Source organism: Pseudoalteromonas sp. AWM4_233 (assembly GCF_056158285.1).
The window spans coordinates 2,724,616-2,738,420 of sequence record NZ_JBSWSZ010000001.1 but is presented as its reverse complement, the minus strand read 5'-3'; the positions used below and the strand labels follow the sequence as shown (position 1 = coordinate 2,738,420).

7 protein-coding genes are annotated in these 13,805 nt (G+C 40.1%); 4 read left to right on the top strand and 3 right to left on the bottom strand.

From position 1 onward, the window contains the following. Positions 1-42 precede the first annotated feature (42 nt). A complete protein-coding gene (locus tag ACXAC4_RS12205; RefSeq protein WP_475161935.1) occupies positions 43-810 on the bottom strand; it encodes an NBR1-Ig-like domain-containing protein in 768 nt (255 codons plus the stop codon). A 409-nt stretch (positions 811-1,219) separates the two neighbouring features. On the opposite strand from ACXAC4_RS12205, the gene ACXAC4_RS12200 reads away from it, so the two are divergent. Both ACXAC4_RS12200 and ACXAC4_RS12195 read left to right on the top strand, forming a co-directional pair. Continuing rightward, entirely contained in the window at positions 1,220-1,951 is a 732-nt protein-coding gene (locus ACXAC4_RS12200) for a substrate-binding periplasmic protein (RefSeq protein ID WP_475161932.1), read from the top strand. A 397-nt stretch (positions 1,952-2,348) separates the two neighbouring features. After that, positions 2,349-7,856 (top strand): collagenase, encoded by a 5,508-nt coding sequence (locus ACXAC4_RS12195; RefSeq protein WP_475161929.1) that lies wholly within the window; start codon positions 2,349-2,351, stop codon positions 7,854-7,856. Between the two features lie 202 nt (positions 7,857-8,058). Here the strand turns inward: ACXAC4_RS12195 and ACXAC4_RS12190 are convergent, their stop codons facing one another. Continuing rightward, the gene (locus ACXAC4_RS12190) at positions 8,059-8,445 is read right to left on the bottom strand and encodes a hypothetical protein (protein WP_475161925.1); all 387 of its coding nucleotides are present in this window, start codon (positions 8,443-8,445) and stop codon (positions 8,059-8,061) included. A 162-nt stretch (positions 8,446-8,607) separates the two neighbouring features. On the opposite strand from ACXAC4_RS12190, the gene ACXAC4_RS12185 reads away from it, so the two are divergent. Both ACXAC4_RS12185 and ACXAC4_RS12180 read left to right on the top strand, forming a co-directional pair. Continuing rightward, positions 8,608-12,339 (top strand): PAS domain-containing hybrid sensor histidine kinase/response regulator, encoded by a 3,732-nt coding sequence (locus tag ACXAC4_RS12185; protein ID WP_475161923.1) that lies wholly within the window; start codon positions 8,608-8,610, stop codon positions 12,337-12,339. Beyond that, the gene (locus ACXAC4_RS12180) at positions 12,340-13,242 is read left to right on the top strand and encodes a GGDEF domain-containing response regulator (RefSeq protein ID WP_349285721.1); all 903 of its coding nucleotides are present in this window, start codon (positions 12,340-12,342) and stop codon (positions 13,240-13,242) included. Between the two features lie 26 nt (positions 13,243-13,268). On the opposite strand, the gene ACXAC4_RS12175 is transcribed toward ACXAC4_RS12180, so the two are convergent. Beyond that, the gene (locus ACXAC4_RS12175) at positions 13,269-13,649 is read right to left on the bottom strand and encodes a DUF3192 domain-containing protein (RefSeq protein WP_349285722.1); all 381 of its coding nucleotides are present in this window, start codon (positions 13,647-13,649) and stop codon (positions 13,269-13,271) included. Between the last annotated feature and the right edge of the window lie 156 nt (positions 13,650-13,805).

Genomic DNA, 13,805 nt, shown 5'->3' with positions numbered 1-13,805 from the left:
GGATTATTATAATCCTCAAATCAGTTCTATGTGTGGTTGAAGTTATAGCTTTTCTTCGACCACATGAACAATACTATAAAGTCCTTGTTTGTCAGGAAAGATCAAATTTTCATGTGCATCGACCATCTTCCAATCGGTCCGGCAAGTACCCGGGTACTTTGGTGTGGTGAATTCAATAGAAATATCTATGATTTCACCAGATTCTACTGTAGGCAGGGGAATGCTATCTCTTGAGTAGCATAAGTTAGGGTCCTGAGGCGTGATACGTTTTAGATGTTTTTCTTTCCAAGGTACGGTGCCAATATTTTGCACCCGCCAAGTTTTAGTAAAACGCGTGTTAATAGGAATAGGTGTTCCATCTGGAATAGTGACGTCTTTAATAAACTTGGTTGCAAAGCCTGTTTTTAGTTCAATATTTTCATTCTTACTATCTGAAATATAAGCATAAAAATAATATGGCGACGCTGTTAAACAGATCAAACTAACTAGCCATATTACATAGCTAGGTAAAGTCTTAGGCTTTAATTTTCTCACTATAGCGGGCAGCCTAACAGCATTAAGGTTATTGTTTTCAGTCGATACTTTTATTTGCTCATCAGCTTTATTTGCTTGCAACAGCGCTGCGAATTCTTCTTCGCTTATCTCTAAAACGGCCATTAGTTTAGTTTGCAAACTTTCACTTGGCGTACGTTGGCCATCAAGTACTTTATAAAAGTGAGAGCGACTGCATTCGCACAGGTTAACGATTTGTTTTATGGTTAGTCCTTTTGTCTCCGAGACACGCTTTACCTGGCGTCTGAGTGGTGTCATGCTTATTCCTTTTTGGGACTTTTTAGTACTTTAAGTTTTTTGTCTCTGAGACATTTTTTCCATTGTACATAAAAAAAGCAAGGCATAGAGTGTGTTGTAGGATTTTTGTAATACAAAATACTTATAAAGCATAACAATAACGCTAGCCCAAACGCCAAGTAAGAAATCTAAGACAATGAAATGGTTAAAGCACTTTTGGTTCTATCTAGTCAAACCTCGTCGTACGTGTGAAGAGTGTACTCTGATATTTAAGCCAAAACAGAGTAATGCTCGGCTTTGTGAAAAGTGCCAAGCGCGGAGAAATGAGGTAAAGCAATGAACTTTATCGAGAGAGTAGATAGGTTATAAAAACCTCTCGAAATTGTGGGAGTTGATTATACTAGTTAATAACTACTTTTTTAGAGACGGAATGATGAGACGAGCATGTCTTGTTTTTTCATTAGTTATATCGACCTGCTCATTGGCTAAGCCATTTAATGTGGTAACAGGCATTGATAGACCGCCATATTCTATACAAAATGCAAGGTTAGGCTTTGAAATAGAGTTGCTAAATGCGGTGCTAGACAAACTTGTAGAGGATCATGAGTTTGTGATTGCGCCCTACGGCAGGTCGATAAAAATACTAGATGTAAAAAACATAGATGCTATGACAACTGCAAGTATTTCTATTTATCACGATTCTGGAAAGCTTAGCTTACCCTATATTCAGTATCAGAATGTCGCTGTGACCTTAAAAAGCGCAGATTTAAAGCTTGAATCAATCAATGACCTAGGGCGCTTTTCTATCGCTACCTTTTTAAATGCTAAAACGATTTTAGGAGACACCTTTAACCAAGCAGTTTCAAAGTCGAGCCAATACACCGAATTATCTGACCAGTCTCTGCAATTACACATGCTTAGAAAGAATAAGGTCCAAGTCTTAGTAATGGATATCAATATATTTAATTACTTCAATAAGTTTCATGAACTTGAGGTTGATATTCATCGGATCTTCCCGCTTACCCCCTACGGGCTTCTTGTTAAAGAAAATGCTTTTAAAACCCGTTTTGATCATGCGCTGCAGCAATATTTACATTCCGACGCCTACCTTACGTTAGCCAACAAATGGTCTATTGACCCTAATCTATTAATAAAGCAGTAAAAATAAATTGCATTTAGTATGCACCCTCTTTTTCTTATAGAGTAAGTTATGCTTTTAATCTGGTTTTACCAGTTTCTTTTAGATAACTTTTTCGATAAAAGTCTTTTTCTGTTTACAAAGTTTCACACTTTGTTCATTTCTATTTAAATCTATTTAAAACAGATTATTAGCGTTATTTGTGAAGTGGGTTTTTATGATGGTTTATGTAATAAAAGGTTCATTTAGTTTACAAAGTTGTAAATATAAATAGAATTTATTGCATACAATATTCCCTATTGTATTTGGGACTGACTTTCGTGCAACTTGAGTCAGTCTTTTTTTTGCGTCAGATCAGCTGGTTATTGGCTTAATCCGTTTCCAACGCAATGGTAGTAATTGATTATCTGGAAGTAGAAGTATGATGTATAAATCTAAAAAGTTGTTTGTAGGAGCAAGCTTATTAGCTGTTTCTACCTTACCAACTTACGCCTCTGCAGCCGCTATGTGCGGTGCAACGACAACAACAGGCAATGCTTTAACACTTGGTCAAGCTGAGTGTATTTCAGGAAATGGACTTTATTTCTATGTAGATATTGAGCAGGATGGCACACCACTTAACATTTCCACTTCTGGTGGCACTGGCGAGGCCGATATTCTCGTAAACACAGGAAGTTGGGCAACTTCTAGCTCCCACATTGCGCGAACACAAGAAGCGGGCACAAACGACTCTTTAAAAATTACAGCAAACAAAGGTCGTTTATATATCAGCGTGTTTGGTCTTCATGAACAAGTACAATTGTCTTTGACTAAAGCAACTGTAGATGAGCAGCCGGCTACAGACAAATGCCTTGAAGCAAGACAACAAAGTGGCGAAATAGCCTTGAATGAAGCGTTATGTATTGGCGGTAATGGTCTTTATTATTATGTTGACGTACCAGAAGATAGCACTGAGTTAACAATTGAAACTCAGGGCGGTGAAGGTGAAGCTGATATCTTTGTAAACCGTGATGGCTGGGCAACACGTAGCAGCTTTACTGCATCATCTGTGAATGCAGGCACAAATGAAACACTAAAAGTGACGGCTAATAAAGGGTTATTTTACGTCAGTGTAATGGGCCAAAATGATGGCGTGAACTTATCTGTTAAAACTGGGACTTCAACTCCAGATCCAGTAAACCCAACAGACCCTGCAACAGCTGACTTTGTGGTTGTAGAGCCAGTTGCGGTGTCTATTCCTACAGCAACGATTAATTCAAAAGCAGAATTTAGCGCAGACGTTGAGCAGATCATTGCTTCTACTTGGGCGCAGTGGGGGGAGATCTCAGCAAATTCTCCAGGCGTGGTAGCGGATGTCGCTAAAGCCATTCATTTCCTTGCACAGCAAGATGATATAAAAGACAAAGACCTAGATACATTACTGTATTTTTTACGTAATTTTGCGGCAAATGGCGACTTTACTCAGTTTAGCCAAGCTGATGCTAAGTTAATCAGTGATGCGCTTCATGCTGTTGCCATGATGACTGAGTTTTATACCACAGGTGCGCCGGCTGGCTTAATCCATGAAAGCTATGCAACTGCTTTAATTAATTTAACCACAGCCGAAGGCACTCAGTTTATTACTGAGCAATTGCCACACTTAATGGCGTTGACTCAATTTTACTCGGGTTTATCTAACCCATATGTAAACGACAATTTTGGCTATAGCACCAATCAAATCTTAAAAGCATTTTATGATTTAGCTTACATTGGTAAGCAAAACGCGGTAATTAAAGCGGCATTTAATGAGCATATGCTTGCCGTGATGTCTGTGCTTCGTAGTTATGCACTAGGCGAAACAGGCTTAGATATGCGCTGGAATGCAGATGCAGATCGCATGTGGATCATGCCGCACGAGTTTTTAGCGTTAGGTCATGTTGCCAACCTGGCGGAACCTGCTGTTCAGGCGCGTATTGATGGTATTGTGAAGGAAATCTTCGACGTAACATCGGCACAAGTTGACGCAGAGGAAGTGAAGAAGAAAATCACAGAAAGCTATCTTGAAACCGTGAATCGCAGCTGTGACAGTAATGATGCACTAAATGGTTATTGTTCTGTGCCTAAAAAGGTGGAAGATATCTTAACCATAACCTACCAATGTAATGACGCTATTACTATTCGTGCACAAGCAATGACAAACCAGCAACTTGCAACAGCATGTAGCAAGATGGCTGATGTAGGCACTAATTTCCATCAGTTCTTTAATACCAATATGCAGCCGGTGAGCAATGATAACAACACCAAACTTGAAGTGATTGTTTATGCAACGCCTGAAGACTATGAAGCATATGGTTATCAATTCTTTGGTCATAATACCAATAATGGCGGTATTTACCTTGAAGGTGATCCGAGTGTAGCGGGCAATATTCCGCGTTTCCATGCAATGCAATGTCCACAAAGCTGGGTTGGCTTCTCATGTGACACAGCAGGTGAAGTCTATAACTTAGAGCATGAATACGTTCACTATTTAGATGGTCGTTACAACTTATATGGCATGTTCGCACACCATAATAATACGGTTTCTTGGGCCGAGGGGTGGGCTGAGTTCTTAACCAAAGGTCAGTATAACAAGCGTAACTTTGATGCCATTGCGGGCAAGACTATTCCGTCATTGCGCAGTATTTTATTCATGGAATATGGGTTTGATAATTTGTATCCATGGAGCTACTTAACCATGCGTTACTTGGCTGAAAACCATAAACAAAGTGTTTTGGCGCTTTCAAATGCATTGAAATTAAGTGACAGCACACAATTTGAAACACTACTGGGGCAAATTGCGACCGCTCATAATGATGACTTTATCAATTGGATGGTTGCAAACACCGATGCGGTTGCACCTGGTGAATTACCAGAGCCAGTTGCAGGTGTATTTTCTGGTTGTGAGTTATTAACCATTTATGAGCGCGGCACAGCAAAAGCAAGTGTTTCAATCACCAACCCGTATGCTGAGCCTGTGACTTTGTACTGGGTGAACCCAGCAACAGGTGCTGCGGATTTAGCTAACCCATATGCAACTTTGAGTAATGGCGAAGTATATAGCGCCGATTTTTGGTCTCAAGGCGACCGTATGGCGGTGATGGATAGTCAAAATACCTGTTTAGGTGTGGCGGCGTTAACTGAGCTAAACAGTGATTATGTGATCACGCAAGCTATGCTACCAACGACAGATTCTGGCACAGACAATGGCTCTGGCACAGACAATGGCTCTGGCACAGACAATGGTTCTGGTACAGACACTGGTTCTGGTACAGACAATGGTTCTGGTACAGACAATGGTTCTGGCACAGACAATGGTTCAGGCACAGACACTGGTTCTGGCACAGACACAGGTTCTGGCACAGACAATGGTTCTGGCACAGACACGGGTACAGGTGAAAACCCCTGGTCGCCAATTGCGAACTGTCCAAATACTGAAACAAACAGTGCCTATGACATCGCAATTAATGAAAAGATCTGTATGACGGGCTCAGCGCCTAAGTACTTCACAATGACAGTACCTTGGGATGCTTCAACCGTGACTATCGGTCTTATGGGTGGTGAAGGTAATGTAAGCCTATATGTGAACAATGAAAGTAATGCTTGGCCGACGTCTGCTGCAGCTGATTTATCGAGTACCAATGCGGGTACATCTCAATCAGTTCAGTTTACTGCCAATGCAGGCCAGCAGATCATGCTTCAGCTTGATGGCCAGTTTACTGGGGTGACTTTCCATGCCTTAGTGCAAAGTAATGAGCAAGGTGGTGGCAACACAGATCCAACACCAACCGATCCAAATGACCCATTTGTAAATAACCACCCAGAGTTAAATGATGGCTTACCTGAAGATGAGTCTCGCTTCTTAGGCTTAGATGGTCAGGCTTTGGTTGAGCGTATTATGGCGTCTAACCCGCAACATGTGGGTGCCGTATTCAACATTAAATCGGGTCAGGCGAGATACTTATTCAGCGAATCTAATATGATGTCGGTGATCAGTGAGTTACGTCGTCAAGCGCGTACTATTGATGAGTATAATGCCTATAAAGTACAAGGTTTAATTTACTTCTTACGTGGTGGGTTATTTGTACAGTTCTTTAATCCAGATCTTGTGCCTGCATACTCTTCATCTATTGAAGTAAACCTAAAAGCGGCAATGCAGGACTTATTTGCAAGCGCTGGCATTTACGGTGAGTCAAACGACCAAGCATTAGCATTACAAGAGCTATTAACGCTGACTGACTCAGCTGAAATCCGTGCGCCATTCTATGATAACTACATCAATATTTTAGAGATGTTTGATGAAACATGGGCGGTAAAGCGAAGCCGTATGGCGGCTGCTAATGCCATGATGACCGCGTTTTTCCGTGCTTCACAAGCAGCGCCAAATGGTGATGCAGATTTTATCGCGCGTATGCAAGATGGCCGTTTACTAGATACCATGTATCGCTTCCAACGTGATAATCGTTATTTACTGCAAGCAGACGATAACTACTTTATTAAAAATGTAGTGAATGAGCTTGCGCGTTTCTTAAGTGTGCCGTCATTAAAAGATCAGGTTAAGCCAATGGTTAAGAACATTTTGGCATCAACCAGTCAGTATGATGAAACCGCGCCGTTATGGGTAAAAGCAGGCAGCATGGCAGATACATTTGACCGTCAAGATTGTGGTTACTATGACATCTGTGGCTTTGCATATTACTTAGAAAAAGAAACCTTAAAGTTTAACTATCAGTGTTCAGAGACATTAAAGATCCGTGCTCAGCAGATGTATAACGACCAAGCTCAGTGGATCTGTGAAGTATTAGGTCAGCAAGAAGCGCATTTCCACACTGTATTAAAGACGTATAACATCCCTGTGGCAGATGACTATAACGATGCACTTGAACTGGTTATTTTCAACTCGTCAGAAGATTATCGCGACTATGCCGGCACATTCTTTAACATGGATACCAACAATGGTGGTATGTATTTAGAAGGTGCGCCGAATGATCCGAATAACCAAGCGCGTTTTATTGCTTATGAGCAAAATGGTGATGACTATTTCCACGTATGGAACCTACAACACGAATATGTTCACTACTTAGATGGTCGCTTTGATTTATACGGTGACTTTGCACAGGGCTTAACCGCTGCTACAACTTGGTGGACAGAAGGTTTAGGTGAGTACATTGCATATCAAGACGGCTATAACCACGCAATCAATGTTGGTAAAGCGGGCAACGTAGCACTGTCTACTATTTTCACAAACACCTATGAGTCAGGCCAAGATCGTATCTATCGCTGGGGTTATTTAGCAGTACGATTCATGCATGAGCGTCATTCAAGTGATGTGGCACAAATCCTAACCTACTTACGTAGTGGCGAATATCAAGCTTATCAGCAATACATTGATGACATTGGTACACGTTATGACAACGAGTTTGCAAATTGGGTTGCGTCATTAGCTGAAGGCGTAAGCGGTATTGTTGAAAGAGGCCCAGATGATTCAGTGGCTGTAAATTCAGGTGATACAGGCAATTGGGCAGGCGAGCCAGAAACGATTGATACTGATTTCACACCGTGTTTGGCAACGGATGCAGCAAACGCATTTGATCCAAGTAACAACCAGTTAAGTAAAGGTGTGACTGTGGTGGAATGTATTTCACCAAGTACATCGAGTGCAAACTTTGTGTTTGCAAATTCTGAGTACAAGCCGTTAACGCTGCGTATTACCACACAAGGTGGTTGGGGTAATCTAGATATCCTATACAAAGGCGGTAACTGGGCAACACGCAGTGACTACACAGCTAAATCGGGTGGTCACGGCAATACAGAATCGATTGACCTACAAATCGATGCCAATGAACACTGGCACTACTTCTCTCTTGATGGTCAATTTGGCGGCGCCAAGATGACAGTGGAGATTGTTGAGTAACCCTACAACAGAAGTAAAATCAGTTTCATTATTTGATACGTCCCTAAAGCCACTCGCAAGAGTGGCTTTTTTGTTTTCAGTATATTAGCGGGGCAAGGCCGCTTTTAATTTCAGTTTGCAAAAGGGTGAGGGAGCGCAGTAAAAAACAGACATAAAAAAAGAAAGTGCACGCTTTCTTTTTTTATGTCTGTTTAGTTTGTATTTAAAAATTAGCGCCGGTTGGCGGTATTTTACCATTATGTGTTTTAGGCCTTTGATGGTGTTCATGGCCATGCGCTAATTTCTCATTGTGGCCATGACGACTTCTGGTTTGATGGTCCGGTTGCAATGGGGGGGCAGAAATATTAGGGCTAACTGGTGCTGCTTTCATTGCAGGCGCCTGAACATCAGCTGTTTTGTGCGCCATCGCAGTAATTGGCTGCTTTAACTCCGCTTCTTGCGTTGGTAGTGAACTGGGTGGCGCATTTTCCGTATGCTGACTTGTTAATACAGAAGGCTTTAATGGTACTTCTTCTGGTTGAGAATTATGCGTGAAAATAATGATGCTAGACACCGCCATTAACGCAATAGGAATGACAATTTTATTCATACGACACCTCTGGATATTGTATACATCAAACTTATCACTTCAGTAGGTCTAAACCAAGTTTGGCATGTATAAAATTGTAAATATATTAATGATAAAAAGTCACCATTAAGTAAGATTGCTTGCTAGTATTAACTTAGATCATTACCCCAAAGGAATTTGTGCATGATGATGCACACGGAAGAACAACTAACCACATCACCGCTGCAATTTTATCGTCGTGCATTTTGGGTTGCGCTCGCGATTACGATTATGTTGGCTGCGACACTGACATTGCATTTGTATAACCTTAAACTGCAACAAGCATTTACTCAGTTTGAAACCCATTATGAACGGCTAAATAGCCAGTTAGATAAAACGCTGACAGCCGTTGATAATATCTTTCTGGCCGTTAATGTGAGCTTAGAGCAACCTCTTAGTTATGAGTTTTCTCAACCTAAAACGTCACCCATTATTCGCCATTCAAATTATTATTATCAATCTTTAGGTAAGCATTTTGGTGAGTTGGTCGGCTATGGTGATTTAACAGGTGTTGATTTATCGCACCCATATTGGCAAAAAGTAATGGCATTAGGTGGTGTGTTTAATACTTCTTTGGCTTTGCTTGAGCCACTTGAAGCAATTGCCTATGTCAGTGATAGTGGCCTCGTCTTTGTCAAAAGAAGGCATACTCAGAACAGTGAACTTTTGAGCAAAATTGTTTCAGGTAGCTTTAAAGTAAATACAGACCCTTCAAAATTCATGGTCAGTCAGCGATTGGAAATAGCAGGTAAAAGTTACTTTGCGTTCTCTAATCAACGTATTTCAAGTTCACGTGCTCATACGCTGATGATCTTTGACGCGAACAAGTTTCAAGCATTGTTTTATGACAAGTCGCAGCCTAAAGCAGAAATCTATTTTAGTGATAAATTACATCGGAACTTAATTACAGACTTGTCATTAGGAAAGCCAATTTATCCAGACCAAGGTGAAATTGCACCTTGGCATGATGGGGTTATATTTTATAAAAGTGAAGCATCGCGCCCGCTTGATGTAGTTATGAACGTGTCTGAGCAAGGCTTTGCAGAGTCTATTATTTATAGTTTAGGGCTAGAATTTAGTTTCATTTTATTATTTATTTTAGCAACTTACTTTCCCTTGCACTGGCTTTGTGAACAAATATTTGTAAGACCATTGAAGGAGCTTTTCTCATTTATTCAGCAGCCCGAAAATCACTCCAATACTTATATTGTGCCTAAGCTTTGGCTCTCTGAATTTAAACAAATTAAAACCATTCATCAACGTCGCGCACAGTTATTTTCAAGGGTAAAAGAAGATCATCAAACGCTCACCGATCAACTTCAACAGAAGCAGCATTTTCTGGAGCTTGCAGGGCAAGATAAAGAGCGACAAAGTGCGGTGCTTAAGGGGGTGTTAGATGCGGTGCCAGATGCCATTTATTATAAAAATACTGACGGGGTATTGATTGGCTGTAATAGATCTTTCGAGCGCTTGCTCAAAACAAGTAAGCTAAACTTGCTCGGCAAAGACTTTAATGATTTTGCTGAACACTTCCTTGCAATAATGGATATTGAAGCAAAAGTTTCAGAGCAACATAAACCCTTATCTCAGCAAATGAGTGTCGAGCATAGTACTTACTTTGTTACGGTCGCGCCTTTTTTTAGTGAACAACTAGGTGTAATGGGGTGTGTCGGGGTTTTACGTGATATTACTGAGCACCAAAAAGCACTGCAATCTTTGCAAGTGTCTGAATCTAACTTTAAATCTGCTATTGAGTATGCACCTAATGGGATAGCGCTTGTAAAAGTAGATGGCACTGTAATGATGTTAAATAAAGCCGCTGAACGTTATTTAGGGTGTTGTAATAAACAAGGGCAGCACGTATCTACACTGTTTGGTTATGAGAATTATCAGCAAATTTCTCAGGTATTAGAGCATTTATCAAAGCACAAACAGTCTGTTGACCAACTGAGTTTGACACAATCTGGAAGCTATCCGTTTCTCGATTTGCGTGTGTCTTTGGTATGTGACAGTGAAGAAATGCCCAAGTATTTTGTGATCCATATTCAAGATATCACAGAAATCACCACGTCAAGGATGGAAGCCGAAAGAGCCACATTAGCCAAAAGCCGCTTTATTGCCAATTTAAGCCATGAAATTAGAACCCCCCTCAATGTCATTATTGGGCTGGTGGACATGGTAAAACGAGCTCTTACAGAGAAGCAGCAGAAAAGTCGCTTAGACACAGTCACGCATGCCGCTGAAACCTTGTTAGAGATGCTGAATGATATTTTGGATTTTGCCAAAGTTGAAAGTCATGAAGTGAGCATAAAAAATAATGACATTATTGTTAGTGAACTCTGTGAAAATCTTCAAGAGTTAATTGAACCGCTGGCAAACAAAAAAGGGCTAGCAGTTTCCTATACAGTTGATGAAAATGTATGGCCTTGTTTGTATGGCGATAAGCAAAAGCTTACGCAAATTCTGTTGAACTTATTGAATAACGCTGTGAAGTACACACAAAAAGGCACGGTAAGCTTAGCTCTGAATCTCACTAACTCTGATGCTGAGACACAAACCATTCAATTTAATGTAAAAGATACCGGTATAGGCATTAAAGAAAGTGACCAAGTAAAGCTATTCGATGCCTTTACCCAAGTTGATGATAGTCTGTCTCGTGAACACGAAGGAATAGGATTAGGGCTTGCCATAGTAAAACATGAAGTTGAGTTATTGGGGGGCGCAATCGCCTTACAAAGTCAGTTTGGTGAGGGCAGTGAATTTTACTTCTCACTCACTCTGAATAAAAAGCTGTCCTCAGCTGCAAAAGTAGCTAAAAGGTGTGCATATTTTGGTGCTGCTGCCCCTAATTTACTTGAAGAGTTTGGTATATGCACAATACAAGAAGCGGATGTACTACCAGATAATAGTCATTATTTAATTGTTGAAAAAGGAAGTTTATCTAAGTTATCACTTCCTTTTTTGAGCTCAATGGCAGGACTTAGGCGCATCTATGTGAATCAAGCAGAGCCTAAAGTAAACGACGTAGACTTGGCAGACATATCTTTGCGCTATCAAGAAGGAGCATTTATTCAATCGTGCTTATCAGATATATTTTTCAAACCTCAAGAAGTGGCAGTTTTACCAGAGTCTCTTGAACATGAAGCTAAAAATCCTAAACCTCAAAGCGGTTATCAAGGTGCATTATGTTATGTGGTCGATGACAATGACATAAACTTAGACATCGCTAAAAATTTATTACAGCAATTGGGCGTCAGTATTGTCGTCAGTCAAACGGCAAAAGATATTTGTGATGCGGTCGATAACCTAAGGCCAGATATTATTTTTATGGATATCCATATGCCTGAAATTGATGGCTTCCAAGCAGCGAAGCAACTCCATGATTGCCAGTATTTAAATGAGATCCCCATTATTGCCCTGACAGCAAATGCAGAAATCTCTTCTCAACAAGAATATTTGCATTCTTCGATGCAGGGATATATTAATAAACCTGTAACCATTGAAGAGTTAGAGAAAATATTGGTTAAGCATGTAAAGCCACAACGTAAGTTTTTTGACGAAGCCTTTGCGCTTCAGCAAATGATGGGTGAAGCCACATTATTAGATAATATGATGGTAAAATTTCTTGAGATGTGCGAGAAATATATAACGCAACTAAAATCAAGTTTAGAGACTAAAGAAATGATTTTATTAGCGCATAGTATTAAAGGGGCATCAGCTGGGTTAGGATTTGAACAATTAGCAGAAGCAGCGAAGCAGTTAGAAGCAGAGTTAAAACAACAACAAAAAATAGTAAATCCTAAGTTAGTCTTTGAGCTTGAAACGCAATTATTAAAAGTACAAGCGTTTCTGAAAAATAGAGCAAGTGGGTGTTAAATGGCAAAAATTGCGCATATTTTAATTGTAGATGACGACCCGCTTAATCGTGTCGTATTAGAGAACACCTTGTCAGATGAGTACAGTATCTCACTGTGTGCAAGCGGTGAAGAAGCGGTCAGTTTTCTAGAATCAAATACGGTAGATTTAATTATTTCAGACATTCGTATGCCAGGTATGAGTGGGTATGACTTGCTTGAAAAGCTAAAAGAAAAACAGAGCACTTATTCTATCCCATTTATTATTATCTCTGCGAGTAACAGCTACAACGATGAAGCTAAAGGGCTTGAAATGGGCGCGATGGACTACATCACAAAGCCGTTTAGTCCAGTCATTGTAAAAGCGAGGGTGAAGAATCACTTAGCGATTAAGCAAAAGAATGATTTGCTCGAAAAATTGGCTGCGATTGACGGTCTAACAGAGATCCCCAATCGTCGATTATTAGACGAAACCTTAGCGAGTTATTGGCAGGATTGTTCACAAAGCCATGAGCCCTTTTCGTTATTCTTAGTTGATATAGATTATTTTAAAGAATTTAATGATACCTATGGTTATGCAGCGGGTGACGAGTGTTTAATAAAAGTCGCACAAGCTTTGAACGAAAGCAGCCGTAAACATAATGGTTTCGTTGCTCGATATGATGGAGTGCGATTTGCAGGGCTACAAAAGGGTAAAAATAAAGAGCAAATCTCACTGTTTGCAAAACATATGCATGATGTTATTGATGCGTTGAAAATCCCTCATAAAAGCTCGCCAATTTGCGCTCATGTCAGTATTAGTATTGGCATAGTACACATAGATAAGGATTTTAATGGCAGTGATCAAGATGTTTTAAAGATTGCTGATGACGCGCTTGTGAAGTCACATATGCAACAAGAAAGGGTCACAATATTAAGCCGTTAGAAGAGTTTAACGGCTTAATGAAATGCTTATAGAATTTGTAGTAGAGCTGATTGACCAAAACCAATTAGCTTTTCATCCTTAAACACCAGTGGCGTGCACTCGTCTTTTGTTACTTTGCCATCAGAATGTTTGCTGTTTGTTGCAATGTAAATCACTTTGAAAACGCCTTCATCTTTTTTCACTAACTCTGTAAAGTCAGGAGTTGGCAATTGACCCAGTACTTGGTTGTAGTCGGCACCTAAGTCTAGGCTCGCTATAGTTTTACGGTTTTCTTCTTGCTGATATTGCCAGCGATTACCATTATGATTTGACGCCCAGCCTGGCTCAACGCCATCATCAGAAACAGCCACAATACAGCCTGAAAGTAATGGTGCACTTAGCGCAGCAACAAGTAATAATTTTTTCATTGTAGATTTCCTTAAAAAATTCGTTTCAGATAATTTGTTTTTATTAGAGCAATATTGTTGCCAACTTTAAAAGTCTTTATTTTACAATTGTCTGTTGTTTTTTATACAGATTTTGAAGTGTTGACCCTTCTAAATTTTAGGGTTATTCACCAAATT